This window comes from Rhodococcus gannanensis (assembly GCF_042681175.1).
Lineage (GTDB): Bacteria > Actinomycetota > Actinomycetes > Mycobacteriales > Mycobacteriaceae > Rhodococcus_G > Rhodococcus_G gannanensis.
Map to the genome: position 1 here is coordinate 640222 of NZ_JBHUFB010000009.1, position 25868 is coordinate 666089.

Sequence of the window (25868 nt, forward strand, 5' to 3'; positions counted from 1 at the left end):
TGTCGTTACGCTGGCCGTGTGACCGAGCGTGACGTGCGCAAGTCCGACCTCGTCGAACGACTTCAGGTGCTGCGGGAGTCGGTGCTGTGGAAGCTCGACGGACTCTCCGAGTACGACCTGCGCCGGCCGATGACCCCGACCGGCACGAACCTGCTCGGCCTCGTCAAGCACCTCGCCACCTGCGAATTCGGCTACTTCGGAATCACTTTCGGGCGGCCGTACCCGATCGAGATGCCGTGGGTGCTGCCCGGAGCCGAGGTGGGTGCAGACATGTGGGCGACACCCGCCGAGTCCACGGAGTACGTCGTGGACGGCCTCTATCGCAGGTCCTGGAGGTATGCCGCCGACACGTTCGACTCCCTCGACCTCGACACGACCGGCACTGTTCCCGGTTGGCCGCGCGAACGCGTGACGCTCCATCAGATCCTGCTGCACATGAACATCGAAACGGCCCGCCACGCCGGGCACGCCGACATCGTCCGCGAACTGATCGACGGGGCCGCCGGTATGACGCCGGGCGCCGCGAACCTCGAGATCACGGGCACCGACGAGCAGCGCGCACAGTACGAACGGATCCAGGCCGCCGCCGACACCTTCCGCTGAGCCGGGTGCTACGGCACCCGGGCCGGGAGCGGCAGCCACACCGGCTCCGCCGGAATGCGTTCGAGAACTCCACCGGCGAACATGTCGTAGAGCGGCAGCTGCTCGGTGTGCACGTAGCCGATGTGGCAGTCGCAGACGTCCAGCGGGCAAGGCCTCGGACGCAACGCCTTTCGGAAGGAGCCGTCGTACAGGTTGCCCAGCAGCTCGGGGACGAAATGGCAGCGGCGCACGTCGCCGGCCCCGTCGACGGACACCACCGACTCGCCGGTCCGGCAGGCACGGCCCCGCGTTCGGTGCGGGTCCCTGCTGTATCCGAAGAGCGGGTCGATCGCGGTCCAGTCGGCCGCAGCGGCATCGGTGTAGGTGTGCCCCTCGGCGGCGTTCACCCACAGGTACACCGAATCGGGGAGCTCGGCTCGCAGGCCGCGGGCGGCGTCGAGGTGTTCCGGCAAACCCACGACCCCGACGCTGAACCGCACACCGAGCGCGGCGAGTTCCGCTGTCTTGGTGAGGAATCGGGTGTGCGGTGTCTCGCCCGGGTGGTAGGTGCACCACAGTGCGACCGTGTCGCGGTCGGCGTCGGCGAGCCAGCCGGTGCGAGTACTGAGGTTCGTCTGGATCGCGACCCGGCGCACTATCGGCAGTCGGGACAGGTCGACGAGCGCGCGCCGGTACCAGGACCGGACGAGACCCTCCCCCCACGGCGTGAACAGGATCGACATCTCCTCGTCCTGGTCCGCCACCCACGCGCAGAAACGTTCCAGGGCAGCCCGGTCGGCCCGCAGCTGCTCGGTGCTGTCCCGACGTTTCGCGAACGGGCAGTACGGGCAGTCGTAGTCGCAGGACGCCAACGGCCCGCGATAGAGGATGGTCAGCACCGTCAGCGGCCCTCGTACTCGGCCATCGCCGCCCGGACCCGCGCCGAGAACAGTTCGGGTCCGAGGGCGTCGGAGTACGCCATACCCAGTTCCGTCAGCTGTAGCCGGTCGTCGCCGGAACGCACCCAGCCGCGGCCCGCCCACCGGTCGATCTCGTCGCCGAAGTGCTCGCGAGGATCGGTTCCGAAGCGGGAACGGTAGTCCGACAACGGCATCCCGTCGGCCTGCAGCACCGACTGCAGCAGGTGACGGCGCCGGGCCTCGTCCTCCGTCATCGCGTGCCCCACGACAGCTCGCCGGAAGTCGTCGACCGTGCCGGACACGTAGTCGTCGATGATGGCCCGCACCTCGTGCGCCCCGACGGCGTAGTCGAAGGAGTAGTGGAGGTCTCGTGTGTACGAGCGCGCACCGCAGCCGAGGCCGATCATGCCGTCGGTCTGGCAGGCGTAGTCGTCGGGGCCGACGTCCGGTGCGTCCGCGCGACGGAACATGCGCATCGACTCCTGCACGTAGCCGGCCGCGAGCAAGTGGTCGCGGCCGCGGCGGTACAGGTCGAGTCGGTGCGCGTCCCAGTCCGGGTCCGGTCCGCCTGCGCGTCGCGCCAGGCCCGTCAACGGGCGGACGTACAGCGGATACAGATACAGCTCCTCGGGGCGCCACGCGAGCGCGGCATCGAGGGACGCGGCCCACGACTGCGGGGTCTGCCCGTCGATCCCGTAGATCAGGTCGATGTTCAGCACGTCGATCCGGGCGTCCCGAATCCGTTGCAGCGCTGACTCGACGTCCGCGCGCTTCTGCGGACGGACTGCCGCCCGGGCCTCGGTGTCGTCGAAACTCTGCACCCCGAGGCTGAGTCGGGTGGCGCCGCGTTCGGCGAGTACCGCGAGCCGGTCGGCGGTGGCCGTCGCGGGGGAGGCCTCCACCGACAGCGGAACGGCACGCAGGTCGGCGCCCATCCTCTCGGCGATGTCGCAGAGCCGTTCGAGCTCCGCTGCCGTGAGATAAGTGGGCGTGCCGCCGCCGAACGCCGCGGTCGCGAACCGCGCGGACGGGGACAGCGCCTCGCTCACCGCCTCGGCCTGACGTTCCAGCGCGTCGAGGTAGCGGGTGGTGAGCTCGTCGGGCGCGCCGACCCGGGTGAAGAGGTTGCAGAACCCGCAGCGCACCTCGCAGAACGGGATGTGCAGGTACAGCGACAACGCGTCCTGCGGTTCGCCCGCCCACAGGTCGGTGAGGGTGGGCCGTGGGTCCAGTGGCCGGTACGCCGTCTTGTGGGGATACGCATAGACGTAGTTCTGGTACGGCGCAACGTATTCCGTGGAAGCGACGGCCGTCGAGGCGGGCATGGGCAGCGAGGTGATGGTCATTCCGGTCCCTGGAGGAAGAAGTGGGCGTAGGGCACGGTCCACACCACGGGATGCCCGAGGCGGTGCCCCGTGTAGCCGTCCTCGCCGTAGGCGGTGCCGTGGTCGGAGCACACGATCGCGAAGCACCGGCGCCTGCTCGACATCGCGTCGAACAGGCGGCCGATGTGCCGGTCCACGTACTCCAGTGCCGCGGCGTGGGTGGCGCGACTGTCGCCTGCCGCGGCGGTGGCGCCCTCGGTGTGGAACCAGTTGGGCTGGTGGAGCGCGGAGACGTTGACGAACAGGAACAGCCGGCGGTCGGCGGGGAGCTCGCGCACGATGTCCTCGGCGAGGGCCACCTGCGACTCGAAGGACGTCGGTGACGTCACGCCGAGTTCGGGGGACCAGTGTGCCTCGGTGAACAGATCCGGCAGCACCGAGCCCAGCGCACCGCGACGGTTGAAGAACCCGACGCCGCCGACGCACGCCGTGTGGTACCCGGCACCGGCCAGTCCCGCAACGAGATTGGACTCCGAGAACACGAACGTGCGCTCGGCGGTGGACTCGCTGCCGCCGAACTCGGCGGCGAACAGCCGCGGGTGCGGTCCCTGCCCGACCGGCGTGGGCAGGAACCCGGCGAGGATCGCCTGATGCGACGCGTAGGTGAAGCTGCCCGGGGCGTGGCGCTCCTCCCAGGCTCCGCCGGGAAGGTGCCGTGCGAGGTTCGGCAGGCGCCCGGCCGCGGCCAGTTCACAGGCCACGTCGTAGCGCAGCGTGTCCAGTGTCACGAGGAGGATGTCGTCGGAGCCGACGACCTGTCGCATGTCCGGTTGGGAGGAAGGCATTCTCGGTTCTTCGATGCTCGTGTGGTCAGGCTGCGGCACGGTCCGTCCATTCGTCGAGGGCGGCGAGCTGTGCCTCGTAGGTGTCGTGACCCGCGGCCCGCCCGGGCAGTCCGGTGAGTCCCGGCAACAGGTCACCGAAGGCGTTGACCTCCCCGACCGTGGCGCTGCGCCAGCCGGCGGCGGGTAGCAGGTCCACCCCGACGCACAGGGTGCGTGGGAACACGGCGGCCGCCCGCTCCGCGACTGACAGCGCTCTCTCCCAGCCGAATCCGCTGTTGTCGAATGCGCGTTGAGCGATGGCGAGGTCGCCGCGGCGCCCGCCCAGGTGCAGGTTCGTCATGGGGTGGGTGCTGGTGCGGAGCACTGCATGGGTCGCCCGTCCGGCGACCACCACCACCCGCAGGTCGGCGGCGTGCCCCCCGATGACGGGTTTCGGTTGCCACGCCTCGACGTGTAGCCCCTCACCGGCGACGGCATCGACGACGGCGGCGACGTCGTCCTCGCCGGTGACGCGGCGGACACGGAGCGAGTTGTGGACGCCGTCCGCCGCGATCTCGATGCTGCTGCGTGCCTGCACCCGGCCTCCGGGTGCGGTCTCGACTGCGATCACCCCGGCAGCGGACGATCCGTGTGCCGGCTTGAGGAAGAAGCGCCGCAGCCCCGCGCTCCGGGTGACCTCGCGGATGTCGTCCCAGCTCCGCGGCTCGAGCGAGGTGCCTCCCGAGGTGGGTGACAAGGGCACTGGAATAGCGTGTTTCGCGAGCATTCCGTGGCACACGCGTTTGTCGAACAATGCTGCCAGGTCGTCCGGATGCGTCAGCAGACGACCGCCGCGCAGCGACGTGACCGCCGCGAGCAGCGACGCGTACCAGCGCGGGCCCCCGGCGATGCGGGTCGCATCGCCAGGGCCGCGCAGCAGTGCGTCGACGGACGCGTTCTCGCCGGGGGAGTCGAGGCGCACGACCTCGTCGGGGTCGAACGCGGCCCCGCCCTCGGTGAGGACCTGCTGCCACGGCACCACCCGCGGGGTGGGCACGCCGCGGCGGGCTGCGGCGTCGAGGAACAGCGTGACGCGGCGGTTCTCCGGATTGCCCACCACAGCTAGGGCGTGTCGCCCGATCCCTCTCGGATGCACCTGGCGCCTCAATCGTTGTCCGGCAAGGCTGAGGAGAAGCCGATACCGGGGTTGTATCGGCGCCGACGACAACGCAGCGGGGCGGCGATTGAACGCCAGGGATGCCGACAAGGGGATTGGGAGACATGCCCCAAGCGGGGGAGGGTCATTCGCCGACCGCGACCGATCGGTAGACGGTGCCGTCGTAGTCGTCCTCGTCGGCGTCCTCGGGGTCCAGGTTCAGTTCCACGCCGGCTGGTTCGAGCGCCGCCCGGAAGCGTTCCTGCATTGCCGAACTCAGGTAGTTGTGGTGCAGATCGAGCGAGCCGAGGTGGGTGAGCGACTGTCCCGCGAGCAGCGACCCGGCGCCGTCGTCGGTCAGCACACCCTTGGAGAGGTCGAGAGCGCGCAGCTGCGGCACGATCGGAGCCGTTGCGACGGCCTCTGCGATGGCGTCCTGGTAGTCGCTGTTGGACAGCGCGAGGCTGGTCAGCGCGGGCAGCTTCGCGCCACCGAAGATCGGAGCGAGGTCTTCCACGGTGGAGTTGGCACCGTAGTTCTCGGTGCCGAGCCACAGCTCCAGGTGTGTCAGCGCGGGCAGGTCCGAGCCGGCCGCCGCCCACACCACGTCGTTCGGGAGGCCGCCCGACTCGACGACCAGGCTGCGCAGGTTCTCGTGCCGGACCGGCGCCAGTCCCAGCTGGGTGCCGCCGCGGACCTTCAGGTGCTCGAGCCGGGGAAAGGCGGTGAGCAGCGGCGTGACGTCGGACTGCACGATCCAGGAGATCTCGCAGTCCTCGAAGGTCATGTCGCCGAGGAAGATCGACCGGAGGTTCGGGAACTCGTCCGCAGCGGCGACCAGGGCCTCCACGACGTGCGCCGAACTCTTCTCGTACGGGTCCGACCAGGTGCCGACGACGATGGCCTGCACGGTCGCGGGATCGACTGCGGCGCGGAACTTCGCGAACACCTCGGGCCATTCCGCGGGAGCGTCGTACGACTCGGCGGAGACCCGCCACGCGACCGGGCTCTCGGGGTTCGGCGTCGGGGTGGCGTCGTCGGTGGGAAACTCGACGACGGGAAGGTCGTGGAACTCGTTCTGCAACTCGCTGATCACCGTGCGCTCCTGGTCTCGATGGGGTCGCTGGGCAGTATGCCCGACTGCGGTGACAGGAAGTCCGGGCGCACTGTTCCGGTGTCGTGAAACCCGTTGTCAGACAGTATTCACAGTGATTTCCCGAGCTCCACGGGGATCAGTGCGCCTCGGCGCCCTTCTTCTTCCGCTTCGGGACCAGGTGCATGACCAGCACGACGATCGCGCCGAGGACGAGACCGACGACGGCGGAGGTGACGGTGCCGGCGGTCCACGACAGGAACCCGCCGAAGCCGCCCGACACGAGGTCGCCCGCCCAGTGCTCGACGTCGTGGAGTACGTCTGCGGGCCAGTGGAATCCGGCCTCGCCGACGTTCACGAGCAGGATGTGCCCGCCGACCCACAGCATCGCGGCGATCCCGACCACGGTGAGGAACGACATCACCTTCGGCATCGCGGCGACCAGCCCGCGCCCGACGCGCTGACTGAACGCGGACTTGCGCTGTGCCAGTGAGAGGCCGACGTCGTCCATCTTCACGATCAGCGCCACCACGCCGTACACGAGCGCGGTGATGAGGAACGCGACCACGACGAGCACCAGCAGTCGGGTGACGAACGGCTCGTCCTCGACCGACGACAGCGAGATGACCATGATCTCGGCGGACAGGATGAGGTCGGTGCGGATCGCGCCCGAGATCATCGACTTCTCGAACTCCGGTCCGCGCTCGGCGGCGGGCTCGTCGCCGTGGGCGTCGTGGTGACCGCCGCCCAGGGCTTCGTAGACCTTCTCGGCGCCCTCGTAGCAGAGGAAGAGGCCACCGGCGATCAGGAGGTACGGTAGCGCCGCGGGGAGGAACTGGCTCAGGATCATCGCCACCGGCAGGATGATCAGGAGTTTGTTGCGGATCGACCCGATCGCGATCTTGCGGATGATCGGTAGTTCCCGATCGGGGGTGAACCCGTGCACGTAGCGGGGAGTGACGGCGGTGTCGTCGACGACCACACCCGCCGCCTTGATGCTGGCCTTGCCCGCCGCGGCCCCGATGTCGTCGATGGACGCAGCCGCCACCTTCGCGATCGCAGCAACGTCGTCCAGCAGGGCGACGAGACCACCAGCCACGGGAACCTCCCCAAGTTCGGATGTACGGAGCCGGGCCCGCCACGCAGGTCGCGGGTCCTGACGATGCGGCGGCAGGGCCGCCTCGATGTCTCCGAACGGTACCGAACCGGCCCTGTGGGGCGCGCGGGCAGCGCCCGCTTCTCGACCGGTGTGTGAGGTGAGCCTGCCCTATAGTGGCAACTGGCCCAGGTCCCGAGACGGGTGGTGCACGTGAGTGTCGACACCGCTGATCCTTCCGCTCGCCGGGCGCCGTCGACGCCCGGCGAGCGGATCGGGGCACTGTCGCGTCTCGGCCTCCTTCTTGTGCTGCTCGTGGTCGCCGTCGGCCTCACCTTCCTCGGGTTCTTCGTCGGCTCGGGTGACTACACGGTCACCGACGCCTGGAACGCACTGTTCGGTATCGGAGAGCCCACCACTCTCGAGGTGATTCGCAACAACCGCGTCCCCCGGACCCTGCTCGCCGTCCTGGTCGGCGTGGCGCTCGGCGCGGCAGGCGCGATCATGCAGGGACTGACCCGCAACCCGCTCGCAGACCCGGGCATCCTCGGCGTCAACGCGGGCGCCTACTTCGCGATGGTGGTCGCGGCCGTCGCGTTCGGGGTGAGCGGCACGGGCGGCTACATGGCCGCCGCGATGATCGGGGCGTTCTTGGCGGCGACGCTTGTGTATGTCGTCGGGTCCCGTGGCATCAGCGGCGCAGCCCCCGAGAAGCTGGTTCTGACCGGTGTCGCCGCGGGCTCGATCTTCAGCGGAATCGGCTTCGGGCTCACCATGATCAACCCGAAGTCGTTCGACATGATCCGGTCCTGGCAGGTCGGAACCCTCGACGGCCGGGGGTGGGCCGAGGTGTCCGTGGTGTGGACACCGATTCTCGCCGCCGCACTCGCCTCGATGATCCTGATTCCCTACCTCAACGGACTGGCACTCGGCGACGACCGCGCCCAGGCACTCGGCATTCCGGTGCGCCGCGTCCGACTGGCCGGTTTCGTGCTGGTCACCGTCCTGTGCGGTGCCGCCACTGCGGCGCTCGGCCCGATCACGTTCGTCGGCCTGATGGTGCCGCATGTCGTTCGGATCCTGTTCGGGCCCGACAATCGGTGGCTGCTGCCGATGTGTGTGGTGGTCGGCCCCGTCGTCATGGTCGCCTCCGACCTCGTTGCCCGGGTCGCGACCCCGAGCGAACTGCCCGTCGGCATGGTCACCGCTTTCATCGGAGCGCCTGTGCTGATCGCGCTCGTTCGACGTCAGCGGGGCGTCGACGAATGACCCTTCAGGAGAACGGGACCGACCCCGTGCCCACCGCGCCGTGGCCCAGCCGCGTCAGATTCGTCCGCACTCGGCGGTTCAGCCTCAAGGTGGACGTCAAAGCCGTCGTGATCGCGGTGGTGCTCGTCCTCGTCGCCCTTGCCGTGGGTGTCTGGTCACTCGGCGTCAGCACCACCGACCGCCCCCGGCTCGGGTTCGGCGAGACCCTCTCGGTTCTCGCGGGCCAGACCTCGGGCGCGCCCGCCGATCTCGTCGCCGCCGCGTTGCCCGCGGTGCTCCTGGCGGTGGTCGGCGGCGCGGCGCTCGCACTGTCCGGGGCGATCTTCCAGACCGTTACCCGCAACCCGCTCGGCAGCCCCGACATCATCGGATTCACCACCGGCGCCTACACGGGCGCACTGATCGCGATGCTGGTCCTGGACCTCGACTACACCGGTGCGACGATGGGAGCACTCGTCGCGTCACTGGTCACGGCGTTCGTGGTGTACCAGCTCGGCATGAAGAACGGCACCGGCAGCTACCGATTCGTCGTTGTCGGCATCGGAGTCAACGCCATGCTCGTCGCGTTCAACGGCTACCTCGTCGCGACGGCGAACGTGCAGAACGCGGCCTCGGCGGCGGCGTGGGGGATGGGCGACCTGCACGACATCCGCATGTCCGACACCGTGCCGGTGATCGTCGGCGTGATCGTGCTGGTGCCGTTCCTCACCGTCGTCGCACCGCGGATGCGGATGTTCGAGCTCGGTGCGGACTCGGCGGAGAGCAAGGGTGTCGACGTCGCCCGCACGCGGCTGGTGCTGCTGATTCTCGGGGTCGGATTCGCGGCGATCATCACGGCCGTCGCCGGTCCGATCGCGTTCGTGGCACTCGTCGCCCCGCAGCTGGCCGCCCGGATCTCCCCTGGGCCGGGAATCCCGCTCGTCACGTCCGCCGCCGTCGGGGCCGTATTGCTGGTCAGCTGCGATGCGATCGCCCGGACGATCCTCGCGCCCGAGGTGCAACTCCCCGTCGGTGTGGTCACGACGTCCGTCGGCGGCATCTACCTGTTGGGGCTCCTCATCGCACAGTCACGAAAGGCGACGCCATGACGACCGATCATCCCGAACGGGACGGGCCGGCGGGCCGGCTCGTCGGCCGCGGACTGGAGATCGGGTACGACCAGAACCCCATCCTCGACGACCTCGACGTGGTGATCCCCGACGGATCGTTCACTGTCATCGTCGGACCCAACGCGTGCGGCAAGTCCACCCTGCTCCGGGCTCTGTCCCGATTGCTGGCACCCCATCGCGGCGCCGTCGTCCTCGACGACAAGGACGTGAAGGAGTTCGGCGGCAAGGAGTTCGCCCGGCAGGTCGGTCTGCTGCCGCAGCAGTCGCTCGCCCCCGAGGGCATCACGATCATCGACCTGGTTTCTCGCGGTCGGTTCCCGTACCAGACGATGTTCCGGCAATGGACCGACGCCGACCAGGCCGCCGTCGATTTCGCGCTCCAGGTCACCCGGCTCACCGATCTGTCACGGCGAAAGGTGCAGGCGCTGTCCGGTGGCCAGCGGCAGCGGGTCTGGATCGCGATGGCCCTTGCGCAGCAGACGCCGATCCTGCTACTGGACGAACCCACCACTTATCTCGACCTCGCCCACCAGATCGAGGTGCTCGAACTGTGCAGCACCCTGAACCGGAGCGGTACCACTCTCGTCGCGGTCCTGCACGACCTGAACCAGGCAGCGAGGTACGCCTCGCACATCATCGCCATGCACTCGGGCGAGATCGTCGCGCAGGGCCCGCCGGCCGAGGTGATCACCGCGGACATGGTCGAGCGCACCTTCGGGGTGCGGGCTCGCATCATCGACGACCCGGAGTCGAACACCCCGCTGGTGATTCCGCTCGGCGCCGGTGCCGTGTCCTTCGATCAAGTCCCCGGCGACACCGCCTCCCTGCGTCGCACCCGCAGCTGAATCGACAGGCACGACCGCCAGGCACGATGAGAGATGAGGAGAAACCGATGACCCCCTCGACCCCGCGACTGCTCGGCGTGCTCGGGTTGGCCGCAGCCCTCGCGTTCGCCGCCACCGGCTGCGTCCAGTCGGACACCACCGAGAACGCCGTGTACTCCGATCCGTCGGAAACCCCCGACCTGAGCCTGCCCGAGAATCCACGGGTCGTCGCGCTCGGTTGGTCCGACGGCGAGATCGCCGCGAGTCTCGGTGTCCCGCCCATCGCCATCTACGACTGGATGTCCTTCGGTGAGGCGACGAACGGTGTCGGGGAATGGGCCACCGACGAATTCGGGGACACCACACCGGTACTGATCCCGCCGGCCAGCGCCGGTGACTTCAACTACCAGCAGATCAAGGAATTCGACCCCGACCTCATTCTGAACGTACGGTCCAAGGCGGACTCGAAGGTCACCGACAGCCTCAAGGAGATCGCCCCGGTCGTCACCGCACCGGAGGGCACCCCCGACTACGCGATCAACTGGCAGGTGCAGACCCAGCTCATCGCCAACGCACTCGGCAAGTCCGCGGAGGGCGAGCAGCAGATCACCGAGACCACCGACCTGCAGGCGACACTCCGGGCGCAGAACCCTCAGTTCGCCGGGAAGACGTTCGTGTGGGGCGCCAAGTTCGGCACCGCCTACGGCGCCTACCTGCCTGGCGACGCCCGGTTCGACACCATCGCCGAACTCGGCTTCGTCGAGTACCCACCCGTGAGCGACCTACAGACGCAGGGCTTCTTCGCCTCGGTTCCGGTGGAGAAGGTGACCGCGCTGGACGCCCAGGTCGCCGTGTTCTCCACGATCGGGATGCCGTTGGCCGATCTGCAGAACGACCCGCTGATCAACTCCCTCGCGGTGACGCGGGACGGTCGGGCGATCGAGCTGGGGGAGGACGACCCGATCGCACAGGCCATGTCCGCCGGTACTCCGGAGTCGCTGCGGTTCGCGCTCGACGGACTCACCCCGATGCTCGCCACCGCGGCGTCGAAGGTGCAGTAGCCGTTCTGCAGTGCCCGTCCGTTGACCGGTCTTGTGGAACCCCAGCCGAGAAACGATACTGGCGGTCTCGTTTGCCGCCAGGGGAGGCCACGGATGACCGAGCAGCTGCAGTCGGGCAGTACCCGCATGTCCGCGCGGGAGGTGTGGACGCTCGCGGTGGTGTGTTCGGCGGTGGCGATGGTCGTGGGCGCCGCGGCCGCGCTGAACACGGCATTGCCGGTGATGGCGGTCGAGACCGGTGCCACGCAGAACGAGCTGACGTGGATCGTCGACGGATACACCCTCTGCCTGGCGGCGTTGCTGCTTCCCGCCGGCGCGCTCGGCGACCGCTACGGACGGCGCGGCGTCCTGCTCATCGGCCTGGCGGTGGTCGCGGTGTCGTCGGCGGCTCCGATCTGGCTGGACAGCCCCCAGTGGCTGATCGGGATGCGCGCACTCGCCGGTGTGGGGGCGGCGCTCGTCATGCCGGCGACCCTGTCGCTGGTCACCGCGACGTTCCCGGCCGAGCATCGCACCCGGGCCGTGACGATCTGGTCGAGCATCGTCGCGGTCGGAGGCATCGGTGGTCTGATCGGCTCGGGATTGCTGCTGGAGAAGTGGTCGTGGCAGTCGATCTTCGTGGCCTTCGCCGCGGTCGCGGTGGTCCTCTTCGTCCTGTCGTGGACGGTACCGCCGTCTCGCGAGCAGTCTCCGCCACCGTTCGACATCCCGGGTGCGCTGCTGGCCGTTGTCGCCGTCGGGCTGTTCGTCCTCGGCATGCTCGAGGCACCGATCCGGGGTTGGACCGACCCGCTCGCACTGACGGCGATCCTGGCCGGATCGGTCTGTGCGGTCGCCTTCGTTCTCGTCGAACTACGGCGTGACGCGCCGCTGCTGGACATGAACCTGTTCCGCAATCGTGCCTTCGGGGCGGGCGCGACGTCGATCGCCTTCCAGTTCCTGGCAACCTTCGCGCTGTTCTTCCTGATCTCCCAGTACACGCAGCTCGTGCTCGGGTACAGCCCGCTGCAGTCCGGCCTGGCGCTGGCGCCGATGGCCCTGCCGCTGCTGGCGGCGACGATCGCCATCCCGTGGCTGCTTCCTCGTGTCGGACTGCGCTGGCTGACGTTCACGGGTCTCGCGCTGTCCGGTGTGGGACTGTTCGCCCTGTCCTTCCTGGACGCCGAGGACGGCTACCTGACCGCCGCCCTGACCCTGCTGGTGTTCAGCACCGGTCTCGGTCTGTGCGCGGCACCCGCGACCACCGCGATCGTCGACAACACTCCCGACGAGCAGCAGGGTGTCGCATCGGCCGTCAACGACGCCACTCGCGAGATCGGCGCCGCGGTCGGCATCGCCCTCGCGGGCAGTCTGCTGGCCGCCACCTACGGACACTCGATCGCACCGGCCGTCGAGGCGCTGCCCGACGCGGCGAAGGAGCCGGTCGGGTCGTCGCTCGCCGCCGCACTCGAGGTCTCGAAACTCGCGGGCCCGCAGGGCGAACAACTGGCGGACTTCGCTCGCAGCGCGTTCATGGACGGAATGAGCGACGCGGCACACGTTCTGGGGGTGATCGTGATCGTCGCAGCGGGCGTCGCCGCCGTGTACGCCCCGCGGCGTCGCCGCACGCCCGAGACCACGGACGAACCGGCGTTCGTCAACGACTGATGCCTGGATCCGGCCGGATCTGATTACGGTGTCGTGGTGAGCACCTGCATCTTCTGCGCGATCATGCGCGGCGAGGCACCGGCGGAGCGGGTGTACGAGGACGACGACCTGCTCGCGTTCCTGGACTCCCGCCCGATCACGCGGGGACACACCCTCGTCGTGCCGAAGACGCATGCCGCCGAACTCGGGGACCTCGACCCGGAGGCCGGGGCGCGAATGTTCCGGCTGGGGCACCGACTGGTGCTCGCACTGCGGCGCAGCGACCTCGCCGCGGACGGCGCGAACCTGATGCTCAACGACGGTCCGGCGGCGTTCCAGACCGTCGCGCACGTGCACCTGCACGTGGTGCCCCGCCGGCACGGCGACCGCCTGCGGTTCGCGACCGGTCTGCTGCTGCGTCGCAGTACCGAACCTGCGGCGACGGCCGCCGCGATCCGCGCCGCGCTCGGCGGGCCGGACGCCGCGTCGTGACCGCCGGTCAGCCGCGGTTGACGCCGGGCACCGGGATCTGCGCGCCCGTGACGGCGGCGGAGGCGTCGCTGAACAGGTAGGAGACGACCTGCGCGATGTCGGCCGGGCTCACCCAGTTCTTCCGCGACGAATCCGGCTGCGACTCGCGGTTGCCCGGGGTGTCGATCACCGACGGCAGCAGTGCGTTGACGCGGATCCCGGCGTCGGCGTACTCGACAGCGAGTGCGCTGACGAACGCCCACACCGCCGCCTTCGACGTGATGTACGCGCTGGCACCGGAGAACGGGGAGAACGCGGACTTCGCGGACACCGCGACGACCGAGCCGCCCCCGGCGTCGACGAGATAGGGAAGTGCGGCCTGCGTGGTCAGGTACAGCGGACGCAGGTTCAGGCGCATCAGCTTGTCGAAGTCGTCGATCGGGGTCTCGTGGACCTTGCCTCCCATCGCGAATCCGCCGACGAGGTTCGCGACACCGGCGAGCGGGGCCTCGGGGTCACTGCCCGCGATCCGCGCCACCTCGGCGACGCTGTCCGGGTCGAAGAGGTCGGCCTGGACGAGTTCGAGACGCGGGTGGGCGTCGAGGCGGGACAGTTCGGCTTCGGCTATCCACGGGACCACGACACGCCATCCGGCATCGAGGAGCGTGGTCGTCACCGCGGATCCGAGTCCACCGGTTCCACCGGTGACGAGTGCAGTCTTGGTCATGGATCGTGTGTATCACCCGACCCACTCGGACCGGTAGCGCTCAACCGCTCTACCGTTGCGACCACGACACCGCCTGGGTCGGTGCAGCGAGAAGTAGGGGGATGCGTGAGCGGCGCGAAGGTTCCGGTCCTGATCGGCGTCGGCGAGGTTCGGGGGAGCGGCACCGGCACCGAGCCGCGCAGCCTCGTCGTGGAGGCCGCGCGTCGGGCGCTCAAGGGTCTCGACCTGCCCGACGGCGTGGACGGCATCTCGATGACGAACACCGCCAGCTGGCGCCACGACGACCTCGCGTCACTGCTCGCGCAGGATCTCGGTGTCCGCCCACGGCACGTGTTCAACGCGCCGGTCGGCGGACACTGGCCCACCCGGTTGCTCGACGCCGCCGCGCAGCGGATCGCGACGGGGCAGAGCACCGTGGAGGTCGTGGCCGGGTGCGAGGCGCAGGCGTCCACGACCAGGGCGATGAAGTCGGGTGTCGATCCGGTGCCGGACTGGGGATGGTCCGCCGCGCCCGGCGGGCCGCCCGCCTTCGATCCCGATCAGCTCGGGTCGCCGGCGATGCAGGCCGCGGGACTGATCGCCCCGTCCCGCGTCTACCCGTTGTACGAGGCCGGACTGCGGAACCGGCGCGGACTGACCGTCGAGCAGGCGGATCGGGAATCGGCGGCACTCTATTCCGCATTGTCGACCGTGGCAGCCACGAATCCCGTTGCATGGTTGCCGAATCCGATCGACCCCGCGACGGTCCTGACGGTCACCGACGGCAACCGGATGGTGTGCGAACCGTACCGGCTGTCGATGAACGCGATGCCGTTCGTCGACCAGGCCGCCGCTCTGGTTCTCACCGATCTCGACACGGCGCGTTCCCTCGGCGTCCACGACGACCGCATCGTCCACATCTGGGGCGGCGCGGGCGCGGAGGACGACCCCGACGTCCTCACGCGGCCGGGGTTCGACCGGTCGCGGGCACTCGCCGCCGCGCTCGACGCGACGCTCGCCGCGTCGGGGATCACCACCGCCGACCTGGACGTGATCGACGTCTACAGCTGCTTCCCGGTCGTACCCAAGCTGGTCGCCGAGCATCTGGCACTACCGGAGGGGGCCGTCCCGAGCGTGACCGGCGGTCATTCCTCGTTCGGCGGTCCCCTGAACAGCTACTCGGTGCATTCGCTCGCCGCTGTCTACCGCAGGCTGTCGACGGGCGGCACCGACGACCTGGCACTCGTCCACGCCAACGGCGGCTACCTCACCTACCAGCACTGCACGGTGCTGTCCCGCAATCCCGGCCCGCGGGGATTCGTGGGCGACCCCGAGCCGCTGCGGATTGCAGGCACCGAGACCCCGGTCGCCCCGATGGCCGGAACCACGCTGACCGTGGAGGCGGCGACCGTGGAGTACGGCCGGAGCGGCGCCCCGCAGCAGGCGTTTCTCGTGGCCCGCACCGAATCCGGAGCGCGGGTCGCCGCGCAGACCGAGCACGGTGACGCGGAGAGCGCCGTCGCGCTGTCCGTCTACTCGCCGGGTGCGCCGCGCGAGGTGGTCGGACGCCGGGTCCGGGTGGACGTGCGCGGCAGCGGGGCCGTCGCCGTCGCCGAACTCTGATCTTCGGGCGAATCGCCCCGGCTCCCGGGCCTGCCCTCGGTATGGTTCGGCCGTGACGTCCACGGATGCGGTGACCCAGCGTGTGTTGCTCGAGGCCATCGAAGGGGGCGGCATCGCGCACTGGGCGAAGGTGGAGGACTGGGACGGCGAGCGGAGCGCGACCATCGTCGAGCCCGGTGGGGTGCGCCACCCGATCGACCTCGACCACGCGAGCGTGGCCGTCGCGGACTTCCTGAGCCGGAATCCGGAGTTCCGTCCGCACGACGTCGACGGCGATCTCGCCGACGAAATCGTCCAGTTGTCCCTGTTCGGGAGCGTTGTCTACCTCTGACGCCGCGCCTTCGGAAAAATAATTCCGGGTCGATGTCGATCCGCCCGCTTTCCGTTCGACGTGCTGAATGAGAGGGTCGGAACGCGACCCGGACGAAGGAGCGAACCATGAAGTACATGCTGATCATGCGCGCAACCGACGAGGCGATCGAGGCGTCGAAGAGCATCCCGTTCGAGCAGGTCATCGAGGACATGGGCCGGTACAACGAGTCCATGATCAAGGCAGGCGTCCTCGTCGGCGGCGACGGCCTGTCCGATGCGGAGGAGGGATTCGTCGTCGACTTCTCCAGCGACACCCCGCTCGTGACGGACGGGCCGTACGGGGAGACCAAGGAACTGTTCAACGGTTTCTGGCTGCTGGAGGTCGCGTCCAAGGAGGAGGCGGCCGAATGGGCGAAGCGCGCCCCGCTCGGCCCCGGCTCGAAGCTGGAGGTCCGGCGCGTGACCGGGCCCGAGGACTTCCCCCAGGACAACGAGTGGATCCAGAAAGAAGTGGGCTGGCGTGAAGAGGCCGAGGCCAAGAAGGGCTGACCACGTGCCACCGACCGAGCGCCGCGCGGACGAGATCGAGTCCGCGCGGCGCTCCGTTGCGGCGGTGTGGCGCATCGAGTCCGCGCGGATCGTCGCAACGCTCACCCGCACCGTCGGCGACTTCGCCCTCGCCGAGGACCTCGCCCAGGAAGCACTCGCCGACGCACTCGCCCAGTGGCCGCAGACCGGCGTCCCGTCGAACCCCGGGGCCTGGCTGACCTCCGTCGCCAAACGCAAGGCCATCGACGGCTGGCGCCGCCGGGAACGCTACGACGACCGGATGGCCGTGATCGCCCACGACCTCGAAGCCGAGGAACGCCGCGCCACCGACGAATCGGAGTTGCCGTGGGATCCGGACCGGATCGACGACGACGTACTCCGGTTGGTGTTCGTCGCCTGCCATCCGGTGCTGTCGCGGGAGGCGCGGGTCGCGTTGACCCTCAAGGTGGTCGGCGGTCTGTCGAGCGAGGAGATCGCGCGGGCGTTCCTGGTGCCGACGTCGACGGTGCAGCAGCGGATCGTGCGAGCCAAGAAGACGCTCGGTGCGGCGAAGGTACCGTTCGCCGTGCCCGGGCGGGAGGAGTTCACCGAACGCCTCGGCGCGGTGCTCGGCGTCCTGTATCTCGTGTTCAACGAAGGACATTCGGCGAGCGCCGGTGACGACTGGATGCGTCCGGACCTGTCCCGCGAGGCACTGCGGCTCGGCCGTGTCCTCGCGCAGCTGGTGCCCGACGAACCGGAGGTGCACGGGCTGCTGGCGTTGATGGAGCTGACCGCGGCCCGGTTCCCGGCGCGCATCGACGCCCAGGGCGACCCGGTGCTCCTGGCGGATCAGGATCGGCGGCGGTGGGATCGCGCCGCGATCGTGCGCGGCCGGTCTGCCCTCGCCCGTTCCGACGAACTCGGCCGCGGCCGCGGCGCGTACGCGCTGCAGGCCGCTATCGCCGAATGCCACGACCTCGCACCATCCGTCGACGACACCGACTGGGACCGCATCGTCGTGCTGTACGAGGCACTGGGCCGGCTCGCGCCGTCGCCGGTGGTCGAGCTCAACCGGGCCGCCGCGGTCGCGATGGCGGACGGTCCGGCCGCAGCATTGGAGATCGTCGACGGCCTCGCCGCCGGGGGCGCACTCGCCGGATACCGCTTCCTGCCCGCGACCCGCGGGGAGCTGCTGTCCCGGCTCGGCCGCACGGACGAGGCGCGCGCCGAGTTCGAGGCCGCGGCCCGTCTCACCGGCAACGACCGCGAACGCAGGCTGCTCCTGGACCGGGCCGCAGAGCTCCGGTGAGCAGTCACCCGTCATGATGTGGCGCTGACGAACTCGACACTCTGACATCAACATTCATCGATTCCGCGGCGAACGAACACGGTGGTTCCCCGATGGTGAAACCCGCGGCGCGGGCCTTCAGCTCGGATTCACCTGTGCGATGAGCGCGACGCCGAGAACGAACGTTCCGACGATCGTCAGTATCGCGATGAGCGGCCACCAGAACACGGTGTGACGGGAGACGACCGCCCAGACGGTACCCACCACGAGAATAATTGCGGCAACGAGGATCCCGGTCCAGATGATGCCGTAGGCGACAGGGAGAAGGCCCTCGTTGCAGTCCTCGTACCCGCAGGAATCCGTCACCATCACCAACAGGGCCGAGAACACGACCGAGAACCAGCCCGCCGCCACCGCGAGCACCGCCAGGACCGCGGCCGCGACGATGTCGACGACCGATCGGCGCCGGCACGGTGGGAACGGAGTTTCCGAGTCAGACGAGTACACGGGGGTTCCTTCCGTCCGTGGCGCCGACGCACCGTCGTCGCCGCACCAGACGGGGCGGCGACGACAGCGGGCTACTCCGCGTTCTGATCGGCCTGCGTCAGGATCAGGTACTGGGCCGAGATCAACTGGTGCACCTCGGTCTGGTCGCCGAGGCCGACCGCGTCACCGATGTAACGGCCGACCCGCACCGAGCACTGGTACTGCTCGCCCGACGGGGACGCCTTGCTCAGGCACGTCGCCGACGGCAGCCCCGGCGGGGTCGCGGCTTCCGCCCATCCACCGGACAGCGACGAGGAGGTGAAGGTGTCGAGCAGTTCCCGTGCGTCCTGATCGGTCGACGCCCGGAACACGGTCGTCTTGTTGATCGCGTTGTGCACCGACCCGTGTTCGGTCAGCGCCCGGTACACGGTCTCCGGCGGGTAGTAGAAGTGCGACATGCCGCGCGGGCCGTAGACGCCGCTGAGGATGTCGCCCATCGGATCGTTCTTGCCCGCGGGAACGGCGTAGATCAGGATGTCGTTCTGGTCGACCTCGATCGGGATGTGGCGGCCCTGGGCCTGCGACTTCGTCGGCGTCGGCGGGAACTGGTCGATGAGCGGGGCCTGCAACTCCAGGGCCTTGACGAGTGTCGGCTCCAGGCGGTCGGCTTCGGCGACCGGCGCGCTCGCCCACGTGTAGACGACGTAGTCGTTGTGCGCGGTGAACGCCTGCATGGTGAGGCTGCCGTTCGGCTGGGTGCCGCGGACGGCGTGCGAGTCCGGCATCGCGGTGACGATCGCCGGTGTCGACCCGTCGAGCGCTGCGGACGCCTCGCCCATCTGCCGTGCCGCATCGGCCGCCGCGGTGGGATCGGTGTATCGCATCACCAGCTGGGTGAGGGCCCGACCCGTCGTGCCGCGCTCCACCGGCGCGGACACCGTCGCGGACGTCACGAACCCGTACACCCAGGACGACGTGTTGGCGGGGACGTTCACGACGGATTCGTCGAACGTTCCCTTCAGCTGCTGGTAGCCGCGCAGCACCATCGTCGGCAGGGTCGGATCGTTCAGCTCCCGGTCCACCTCGAAGGGTGCGACGACGAACTGGGCCATGCGCTGGGCGTCCACCGCCGCGCGGTCCTCGGGAGCCGCCTCGCCGAACGGCGCGGCAGGCGTGGTCGGGTAGTCGCCCGTGTCGAGCTGCGTGACGTCGACCTCCGCCACCGTTTCGACGTCGGACCCCGACACGGTGCTCGTCGCCTGGGCCTCGGACTCGGGTGTTCGGTCGGCTGCGCAGCCGGCTGCCGTGCACACGGCCAGCACGGCTGCCGTCGCCGCCAGTGCCCTCGTACGAATTCGCATGGTGATCCCCCTCGAGATCTGAAGTTCTGTCGACCGGACGGCCGGGTGTCGTCCCGTTCGATGCCGCCCGGGCCCGGAATGTTCCCGACCGGTCCTCACTCGTCGCCCCCCGGTGATCGGCGGTTAGTGTATGGCCCGCACACCGAAGCCAGCCGGTAAGGGGGGAGGGGACGTGGGCGACACCGCAGCCGACGCCGCGGGCAGGGCGACCGGATCCGATGAGTCCCGGGCTCCGGGGAAGCTCGCATCGGCGTTGGAGGCCAACGCCAAGGTGCTGCGCGCCTACGGCCTGGGCGACGTCGCCGACCTCGCGGCCCGCAAGAGCGATCCCGATCGGCAGGCCCGGACGGTGGTGGTGGTCGGCGAGGTCAAGCGTGGCAAGAGTTCGCTGGTCAACGCCCTCGTCGGAGCCCGCGACCTGTGCCCGGTCGGAGTCGAGGTGACGTCCTCGGCGACCGTCAGCGTGACCCCCGCAGCAGCGACGGACGACCCGGCTGCGACGTTGCTGTTTCCCGAGGGCGCCCGGCGCGTTCCGATCGGTGAGCTCGCCCAGTGGGTCAGCGTCGACGGCGAACACGTCCGCGATCCCGCCGCCGAGTCCCTGCCGACCGCGGCGGTCGTCGCGCTGCCGGGCAGTGCGCTCGGCGACGCGACCGTCGTCGACACCCCCGGCGTCGGCGGACTCGACCCCGCCATGGCCGCGGCCGCGGTGGCGACGTCGGCGCAGGCGTCGGTGCTCGTCCTGGTCTGCGACGCATCGACACCGATCACCGCACCCGAGATGGCTTTCGCACGGTCGGCCGCCGAATCGGTGGACGCGCTGATCGTGGCGGTGACGAAGACGGACAAGAACATTCGCCGCTGGCGCGCGATCGTCGACGAGAACCGGCGCCTGCTCCGGGAGCACCTGCACCGGGACGTCCCCGTGGTCGGGGTGTCGAGCCTGCGCGCGGTGATCGCCACCGAGGAGCCCGACCCGGACCGCCGCGCGCATCTCGAGGAGGCCTCGGGAATCACCATGCTGCGGAAGGAGATCCACCGCAGGATCGACGTCGCCGCCGGGCTGCCGGGGATCGACGCGTTGCGCACCGGACTCGAAGGACTGCGGGTCGTGGCGGCACGCGTCGACGCGGAACTCGCCGCCGTCGACGCAGGTGAGGCCGCGCTGCCCGACCTCACCGCCGAACGCGACCGGCTTACCGACCTCAAGGAGCACTCCCGCCAGTGGGAGCAGTACCTGGCCCGCGACATCACCCTCGCCCGGCAGCGCGCATCCGACGACCTCGACCGCAGGCTCGACGAGATCCGCGACCGCTGGACCACCTACGTGAACTCGCACGGAATGCAGGTGCTCCGGCGCAGCCCGCAGAAGTTCACCGCCGACATGCAGACCGATCTGCAGTCGGCGATGGCGGAAACCGTCGCCGGCTTCCTCCGCGCCCTGCACGACGACGTCGTCGCCCCGCGCCTCGGGGACAACCCGGTGATGTGGGAGCGGTTGTGCGGCGGCATCGTCGAGTCGATGCGGGACAGGACGATCGACGCCCAGCAGGTCGCGAGCCGGGGTCAGGGATTGATCGACCCGACCCTGCTGACGATGGGTGTGGTGGGATCGTCCACCCTCGGCGGCCTGATCGGACTGTCCGCGATCGTCGGAATCGGTGCGATCGTCGGAACCGTGTGGGTGGGAGTCAACCTGGGGCACCGGGCAATTCGCTCGGGCAAGACCAACCTGCTGACCTGGCTGCGGGAAACGGTGTCGACCACCCGCGTCGCGACCGGACGGTTGCTGGACGGGGCGGTCGCGCAGGCCAGGCCGGACGTCGTCGTCGGGTACCGCGAGCACCTGCGGGAGGAGCTGGAGGAGTTGCAGCGAACCATCGCGGCGGCGGAGAAGTCCGCGGCCTCCGATTCGGCGACCCGCGACAAGACCCGTGAGCGGCTGACCAACAATCGGCGGATCATTGGAAACCGCATGACCGACACGGAGAACCTGTTGGCGGAGTTGACGACTCGGAAGGCCGGACGATGAGCGCGCCGGTGACCGATCCGGTGCACGTCGGTCTCGACGCCGGACTGCACCAGCTCGCCGCGCTCGGCGGCGACCTCGTCGACCACGCCAACCGGATCGGCGCGATCCTCTGGTCACCGCCACGGGTGGTGATCGTGGGCCGGTTGAAGGCAGGCAAGTCCACGCTGGTGAACGCATTGATCGGGGCACCGGTCGCCGAGACGGCGGCGCTCGAGGCGACCAACGTGGTGACCGTCTACCAGGACGGCGCCCCGTCACGGGCGGAGCTCGCGACCCTCGACGGGAACCGGCGGGGCCTGCCCGTCACGGTCGGAACGCCGGTCGAATTGCCTTGTCCGGCAACGGAGGTCGCGTACGTGCACCGGTGGCTGCCGTCGGTGGCGCTGCGCGATCTGACGCTGGTCGACACGCCGGGACTGGCGACGCTCACCACCGCGAACGAGGATGCCACCCGCCGCGCCGTCGTCGACGGCTTCGACCAGACGCGCACCGCGTCGGTGGACGCCGACGCCGTGGTGTTCCTCTTCGACGCCACCCCGCGCGCCGACGAACTCGACTTCCTCGCGCAGCTGCCCTTCACGCCGCTCAACACCCTCGGGGTGCTCTCCCGGGCCGACGGTTTCGGGGAGGGCGCCCTCGGCAGGCAGGACCCGCTCGCGCACGCCGCCGAACACGCCGCCGTCCTCGCCGCCCGCCTGCACGGCGTGGTGTCGGCGGTGACGCCGGTGTCCGGGCTGATGGCGCAGACCAGCCACACCGGGGCGCTCACCGAGCGCGACGCGCAGGCTCTCGCGCAGGTGGGCGCGATGTCCGCGCTCGATCTGGCGGAGCTGCTGGAGTCCGACGACCCCGCCCCGCTCACGCCGGACCAGCGGGACCGGCTACTCGACCTCCTCGGCGAGTACGGGGTGCTCGGTGGTCGTCACGTTGCCCTCCGGGGTGCAGCCGCGTTGAACCAGTGGCTGGCGGAGCGGTCCGGGGTCGCGGAGCTGCGCCGGGTGCTGCACGCGTCGATCGGGCGATTCGCAGTGTTGCACCGCGCGCAGCGGATCCTCGACGAGCTGGACCGACTCGCTTACCGGCATCCCGCCCGGGACGGTATCCGCACGATCGTGCACCGGATGCGGGTCGATCCCGCGATGCGCCCCGTCACCCTGCTCGCGGATCTCGCCCGGCTGCACTCCGACGACCCGCGCTCGCCGCTGGTCGACGAGTTGCGCGCCCTGCTCGAAGGCCGGAACTCGGCCGAGCGACTCGGACTCGATCCGGCCGCGGGGCCGGACCGGATCCGGGCCGCGGCGCAGGCCAGGCTCGGTGAGGCGCAGAGTCGGGCCGCGTTGTACACGCACACCGCTGCGGAGGACACCGCGCTCGTCTCGCTGATCTCCGCGTATCAGGAGATGGCCGCCCTCCGATGACACCGCCCGACGACACCGACGCCGGGACCACAGCGCGACGCGGGAACATTCCGGCACGTCGGCGCATCGCACAACACAGGAACACCGCCCAGCACAGGGAGATCTCATGACCACGACCGACTGGTGGCTCAGCGTCGACTTCGGAACGTCCAACACCGCCGCCGCCCACTCCGGTGCGACCAGCGGGCGGGTGGAGGTTCTGTCGCTGTCGCACCGCAGCAACCTGATGCCGTCGGCGGTGTACGTCGACGCCCCGGACCGGATCGCGGTCGGCGACGTCGCCGCGAACGAGGCGCAGCGCAATCCGGCGGGCTACCTGCCCGCCCCGAAGCGCCTGGTCGGACCGCCGACCCTGACGGTGAACGGGTTCACGCTGCCCACGTCCGCGCCGGTCGCGGCGGTGCTGCGGACCGTGGTGAGCAGGGCCGTCGCCGCCCACGCGGGCACCGCCCCGGCCGGCGTCGTCCTCACCCATCCCGAGGCGTGGTCGCCGGAACAGGTGCAGGTGCTGATCGACGCCGCGGTCGCCGCAGGCATCGACCCAGTCACCGTCACCACCATCTCCGAACCCCGCGCCGCCGCGCAGTACTACGGCCGCACCCACGCGCTGCAGCCGGGCGCCCGCATCGCGGTGTTCGACTTCGGCGGCGGCACCCTCGACGTCGCGGTCCTCGCCGTCGACGAGGACTCCTCGTTCCGGGTGATCGCGGCCCGCGGAGACAACGGACTCGGCGGCAAGAACCTCGACGGCCTGGTGGCGCGGTGGGTCGACGAGCAACTCGACGACCGGAACCCGGACCTGCGCGAGTACCTGCGGCGGGCACCCCTCGACGTCCGGCAGGCGCTCGACGAGTCGATCCGGCACGCGAAGGAACTGCTCTCCGAGGCGCCGTCCGCCACGATCGCCGTGTCGGGGAACGGGGAGCGGGAGACGCTGCACCTGACCCGCGGCGAGTTCGAGGAACTCACGGCGCCGGTTCTCGACCGGGCGCTCGCGTTGACGCGGGAAACGCTGCGCGACGCGGGGATCTCCGCACCCGACGACCTCGCCGCGCTGTACCTCACCGGCGGCACCGCCCGCATGCCCCTCGTGCACGAGCGCCTGCGCGAGCTGGGTCCGGTTGCCACACTGGACGATCCGAAGACGGTTGTCGCGCAGGGCGCGCTCGCACACGTCGGGACCGCAGCGGTGGCGCCGGCGCCCGCCGCGGCCGGCCCGGTGGTCCCGACGGTCGCGGAGCTCACCCCGAACTGGAAGGCCGCACCGCAGGACACGGGGGCCGGATCGGCACGGGGGCGCGTCGTCGCGGCGGTGGCGGTGCTCGCCGTCGTTGCGGTCGCCGTCGTCGCGGGGCTGGCACTGAAGGGCGGCGGTGACGATTCGGCGGAGGCGAAGGAGACCGCGGCGACCGGGTCCGCGGGAGAGGACGGGGGCTCCGGTTCCTCCCAGAACACCGGCGCGAACGGGGCCGCCCTCGCCACCACCTCGGAGCAGGCCGTCGCGGTCCTGCCGCCCACGCTGCAGGACCAGCTCGTCGACTGCACCGACTCGAACCTGCGCACCGACCAGTCCGCGATGATCGTCTTCTGCGAGCTCGACACCGACGGTGAGCTGGCCGCGCTGACCAAGCCGCCGTTCAACTCGGTGACGATCTACCGCGATCAGACGGAGGCGAAGCAGGACATCTTCAGTGTGCGCAGCGGCGGATTCGAGGGCCCGAACAGCACTCTCCTCGAGAGCACGGACCGGATGGCGGCGGCCGACATCTCGGCGCCCGACCCGAACGACGGGCTCGTCGACTTCACCTACGTGAACATCAACACCGGCGTGAAGGTGACCGTCCGCGACATCACCGACGTCGCGAGCGCCAAGACGTTCCTGAGCCGTTCGGGCCTGCTCACCTGACCGTCGAACTTCTTTTCGCGGGCCGGGAACCTTTCCGCCTCCCGGGTGCATCTCACTGTCGACAGCGCACGACGGAGCACGCACCACCGACGGAAGGGACCAACCCCATGAGCAAGATCGATGCCACCGCCACCGGCACCACCGCCTCCGACCACTCGGCGACCTACCCCGGCGCCGTCGCCCGCGACGTCGACTTCGACGGCTCCGTCGACGTCATCCACTCCACGGACGCCGCGGGCAACCAGGTGATCACCCACGTCGACGAGGCCGGTCAGGTGACCCTCGTCGAGCAGGACAGCGACGGCAACGGCACCTTCGACACGGTGTACGCGACGCAGAGCGACGGCGCCTTCCTCAAGGGCAGGGACAGCGACGACGACGGCGAGATCGACATGGTCGGCCACTACGACGAGACCGGGCAGCCGGAGCGGGTGGACGTCCTCAAGGACGGCCTCGTCGTGGAGTCCACCTTCGACAGCGACGGTGACGGCGAGCCCGACACGCTGATCGCGGACAGCGACCGCGACGGCGTCGTCGACACCATCGCTGTCGACACCGACGGCGACGGCTACATCGACACCGTTTCCGCGGACACCGACGGCGACGGCACCCCCGACACGGTGTACGTCGACCTCGACGGCGACGGCGAGGTGGACTTCGAGGTCACGCCCGACACCGACTCCTACGGCCCCGGGATCGAGTCCATGTCGTACGGCACCGAGTCGGGGTACACCGGCTACGAGACCGGCGCCGGCGAGAGCAGCACCTCGTACGGAGACTCCTCGTACGGAGACTCCTCGTACGGCGACTCGACCGACGCCGGTTGCCACTGAGTCCGCTCATGACACC

The 25868-nt window shown here is 70.0% G+C and carries 24 protein-coding genes; 15 read left to right on the forward strand and 9 right to left on the reverse strand.

Going from position 1 to position 25868, the window contains the following annotated elements; genetic code table 11:
• The first annotated feature begins 18 nt into the window (after nucleotides 1-18).
• A complete protein-coding gene (locus ACFSJG_RS09760) occupies nucleotides 19-603 on the forward strand; it encodes a DinB family protein (protein ID WP_378484999.1) in 585 nt (194 codons plus the stop codon).
• 8 nt (nucleotides 604-611) lie between these two features.
• On the opposite strand, the gene ACFSJG_RS09765 is transcribed toward ACFSJG_RS09760, so the two are convergent.
• From ACFSJG_RS09765 to ACFSJG_RS09790, 6 genes are all read right to left on the reverse strand, one after another.
• Complete coding sequence (locus ACFSJG_RS09765; protein ID WP_378485000.1) at nucleotides 612-1481, reverse strand: STM4011 family radical SAM protein; 870 nt, start codon at nucleotides 1479-1481, stop codon at nucleotides 612-614.
• 2 nt (nucleotides 1482-1483) lie between these two features.
• The gene (locus tag ACFSJG_RS09770; RefSeq protein ID WP_378485001.1) at nucleotides 1484-2848 is read right to left on the reverse strand and encodes an STM4012 family radical SAM protein; all 1365 of its coding nucleotides are present in this window, start codon (nucleotides 2846-2848) and stop codon (nucleotides 1484-1486) included.
• Nucleotides 2845-3672, reverse strand: coding sequence for an STM4013/SEN3800 family hydrolase (locus ACFSJG_RS09775; RefSeq protein ID WP_378485002.1), 828 nt, complete (start codon nucleotides 3670-3672; stop codon nucleotides 2845-2847). Before ACFSJG_RS09775 ends, ACFSJG_RS09770 begins: the two co-directional genes overlap by 4 nt.
• A gap of 25 nt (nucleotides 3673-3697) precedes the next feature.
• Entirely contained in the window at nucleotides 3698-4771 is a 1074-nt protein-coding gene (locus ACFSJG_RS09780; protein WP_378485003.1) for an STM4014 family protein, read from the reverse strand.
• Nucleotides 4772-4952: 181 nt separating this feature from the next.
• Complete coding sequence (locus ACFSJG_RS09785) at nucleotides 4953-5903, reverse strand: STM4015 family protein (protein WP_378485004.1); 951 nt, start codon at nucleotides 5901-5903, stop codon at nucleotides 4953-4955.
• 136 nt (nucleotides 5904-6039) lie between these two features.
• The gene (locus ACFSJG_RS09790; protein WP_378485005.1) at nucleotides 6040-6999 is read right to left on the reverse strand and encodes a DUF808 domain-containing protein; all 960 of its coding nucleotides are present in this window, start codon (nucleotides 6997-6999) and stop codon (nucleotides 6040-6042) included.
• 210 nt (nucleotides 7000-7209) lie between these two features.
• Between ACFSJG_RS09790 and ACFSJG_RS09795 the strand changes: the two genes are divergently transcribed.
• The 6 genes from ACFSJG_RS09795 to ACFSJG_RS09820 all read left to right on the forward strand — a co-directional run bounded on the left by ACFSJG_RS09795 (nucleotide 7210) and on the right by ACFSJG_RS09820 (nucleotide 13377).
• The gene (locus ACFSJG_RS09795; protein WP_378485006.1) at nucleotides 7210-8265 is read left to right on the forward strand and encodes a FecCD family ABC transporter permease; all 1056 of its coding nucleotides are present in this window, start codon (nucleotides 7210-7212) and stop codon (nucleotides 8263-8265) included.
• A complete protein-coding gene (locus ACFSJG_RS09800; RefSeq protein ID WP_378485007.1) occupies nucleotides 8262-9353 on the forward strand; it encodes a FecCD family ABC transporter permease in 1092 nt (363 codons plus the stop codon). Before ACFSJG_RS09795 ends, ACFSJG_RS09800 begins: the two co-directional genes overlap by 4 nt.
• Entirely contained in the window at nucleotides 9350-10219 is an 870-nt protein-coding gene (locus tag ACFSJG_RS09805) for an ABC transporter ATP-binding protein (RefSeq protein WP_378485008.1), read from the forward strand. The genes ACFSJG_RS09800 and ACFSJG_RS09805 overlap by 4 nt, the downstream gene beginning before the upstream one ends.
• Nucleotides 10220-10266: 47 nt before the next feature.
• On the forward strand, nucleotides 10267-11259 hold the full coding sequence (locus ACFSJG_RS09810; protein ID WP_378485009.1) for an ABC transporter substrate-binding protein: 993 nt from the start codon (nucleotides 10267-10269) through the stop codon (nucleotides 11257-11259).
• 93 nt (nucleotides 11260-11352) lie between these two features.
• Nucleotides 11353-12906, forward strand: coding sequence for an MFS transporter (locus ACFSJG_RS09815; RefSeq protein ID WP_378485010.1), 1554 nt, complete (start codon nucleotides 11353-11355; stop codon nucleotides 12904-12906).
• Between the two features lie 36 nt (nucleotides 12907-12942).
• Nucleotides 12943-13377 carry an HIT family protein gene (locus ACFSJG_RS09820; protein WP_378485011.1) on the forward strand — a complete coding sequence of 145 codons (435 nt, stop codon included), beginning with the start codon at nucleotides 12943-12945 and terminating at the stop codon, nucleotides 13375-13377.
• 7 nt (nucleotides 13378-13384) lie between these two features.
• Here the strand turns inward: ACFSJG_RS09820 and ACFSJG_RS09825 are convergent, their stop codons facing one another.
• Nucleotides 13385-14083 (reverse strand): SDR family NAD(P)-dependent oxidoreductase, encoded by a 699-nt coding sequence (locus ACFSJG_RS09825; protein ID WP_378485012.1) that lies wholly within the window; start codon nucleotides 14081-14083, stop codon nucleotides 13385-13387.
• Between the two features lie 105 nt (nucleotides 14084-14188).
• Here ACFSJG_RS09825 and ACFSJG_RS09830 point away from each other — a divergent pair, with 105 nt between their 5' ends.
• From ACFSJG_RS09830 to ACFSJG_RS09845, 4 genes are all read left to right on the forward strand, one after another.
• Complete coding sequence (locus tag ACFSJG_RS09830) at nucleotides 14189-15685, forward strand: acetyl-CoA acetyltransferase (RefSeq protein WP_378485013.1); 1497 nt, start codon at nucleotides 14189-14191, stop codon at nucleotides 15683-15685.
• A gap of 52 nt (nucleotides 15686-15737) precedes the next feature.
• Nucleotides 15738-16016, forward strand: coding sequence for a hypothetical protein (locus tag ACFSJG_RS09835; protein WP_378485014.1), 279 nt, complete (start codon nucleotides 15738-15740; stop codon nucleotides 16014-16016).
• Nucleotides 16017-16123: 107 nt separating this feature from the next.
• Nucleotides 16124-16546 (forward strand): YciI family protein, encoded by a 423-nt coding sequence (locus ACFSJG_RS09840; protein WP_378485015.1) that lies wholly within the window; start codon nucleotides 16124-16126, stop codon nucleotides 16544-16546.
• A 4-nt stretch (nucleotides 16547-16550) separates the two neighbouring features.
• Entirely contained in the window at nucleotides 16551-17837 is a 1287-nt protein-coding gene (locus tag ACFSJG_RS09845) for an RNA polymerase sigma factor (RefSeq protein WP_378485016.1), read from the forward strand.
• Nucleotides 17838-17954: 117 nt separating this feature from the next.
• On the opposite strand, the gene ACFSJG_RS09850 is transcribed toward ACFSJG_RS09845, so the two are convergent.
• Nucleotides 17955-18323 (reverse strand): hypothetical protein, encoded by a 369-nt coding sequence (locus ACFSJG_RS09850; RefSeq protein WP_378485017.1) that lies wholly within the window; start codon nucleotides 18321-18323, stop codon nucleotides 17955-17957.
• Nucleotides 18324-18394: 71 nt separating this feature from the next.
• Nucleotides 18395-19663: a DUF7373 family lipoprotein gene (locus ACFSJG_RS09855; protein WP_378485018.1), complete on the reverse strand. Its 1269-nt coding sequence runs from the start codon at nucleotides 19661-19663 to the stop codon at nucleotides 18395-18397.
• 172 nt (nucleotides 19664-19835) lie between these two features.
• On the opposite strand from ACFSJG_RS09855, the gene ACFSJG_RS09860 reads away from it, so the two are divergent.
• The 4 genes from ACFSJG_RS09860 to ACFSJG_RS09875 all read left to right on the forward strand — a co-directional run bounded on the left by ACFSJG_RS09860 (nucleotide 19836) and on the right by ACFSJG_RS09875 (nucleotide 25852).
• Nucleotides 19836-21695, forward strand: coding sequence for a dynamin family protein (locus ACFSJG_RS09860; protein ID WP_378485019.1), 1860 nt, complete (start codon nucleotides 19836-19838; stop codon nucleotides 21693-21695).
• Complete coding sequence (locus ACFSJG_RS09865; protein ID WP_378485020.1) at nucleotides 21692-23113, forward strand: GTPase; 1422 nt, start codon at nucleotides 21692-21694, stop codon at nucleotides 23111-23113. The genes ACFSJG_RS09860 and ACFSJG_RS09865 overlap by 4 nt, the downstream gene beginning before the upstream one ends.
• A gap of 106 nt (nucleotides 23114-23219) precedes the next feature.
• Nucleotides 23220-25019 carry an Hsp70 family protein gene (locus ACFSJG_RS09870; protein WP_378485021.1) on the forward strand — a complete coding sequence of 600 codons (1800 nt, stop codon included), beginning with the start codon at nucleotides 23220-23222 and terminating at the stop codon, nucleotides 25017-25019.
• Between the two features lie 107 nt (nucleotides 25020-25126).
• Nucleotides 25127-25852: a hypothetical protein gene (locus ACFSJG_RS09875; RefSeq protein ID WP_378485022.1), complete on the forward strand. Its 726-nt coding sequence runs from the start codon at nucleotides 25127-25129 to the stop codon at nucleotides 25850-25852.
• Nucleotides 25853-25868 lie beyond the last annotated feature (16 nt).

Bases quoted from the DNA above. Each gene is read 5' to 3' on its own strand.
- ACFSJG_RS09810 (WP_378485009.1), top strand. From the start codon at position 10,267: ATGACCCCCTCGACCCCGCGACTGCTCGGCGTGCTCGGGTTGGCCGCA.
- ACFSJG_RS09805 (WP_378485008.1), top strand. From the start codon at position 9,350: ATGACGACCGATCATCCCGAACGGGACGGGCCGGCGGGCCGGCTCGTC.
- ACFSJG_RS09770 (WP_378485001.1), bottom strand. From the start codon at position 2,848: ATGACCATCACCTCGCTGCCCATGCCCGCCTCGACGGCCGTCGCTTCC.
- ACFSJG_RS09800 (WP_378485007.1), top strand. From the start codon at position 8,262: ATGACCCTTCAGGAGAACGGGACCGACCCCGTGCCCACCGCGCCGTGG.
- ACFSJG_RS09815 (WP_378485010.1), top strand. From the start codon at position 11,353: ATGACCGAGCAGCTGCAGTCGGGCAGTACCCGCATGTCCGCGCGGGAG.
- ACFSJG_RS09840 (WP_378485015.1), top strand. From the start codon at position 16,124: ATGAAGTACATGCTGATCATGCGCGCAACCGACGAGGCGATCGAGGCG.
- ACFSJG_RS09855 (WP_378485018.1), bottom strand. From the start codon at position 19,663: ATGCGAATTCGTACGAGGGCACTGGCGGCGACGGCAGCCGTGCTGGCC.
- ACFSJG_RS09775 (WP_378485002.1), bottom strand. From the start codon at position 3,672: ATGCCTTCCTCCCAACCGGACATGCGACAGGTCGTCGGCTCCGACGAC.
- ACFSJG_RS09875 (WP_378485022.1), top strand. From the start codon at position 25,127: ATGAGCAAGATCGATGCCACCGCCACCGGCACCACCGCCTCCGACCAC.
- ACFSJG_RS09865 (WP_378485020.1), top strand. From the start codon at position 21,692: ATGAGCGCGCCGGTGACCGATCCGGTGCACGTCGGTCTCGACGCCGGA.
- ACFSJG_RS09825 (WP_378485012.1), bottom strand. From the start codon at position 14,083: ATGACCAAGACTGCACTCGTCACCGGTGGAACCGGTGGACTCGGATCC.
- ACFSJG_RS09870 (WP_378485021.1), top strand. From the start codon at position 23,220: ATGACCACGACCGACTGGTGGCTCAGCGTCGACTTCGGAACGTCCAAC.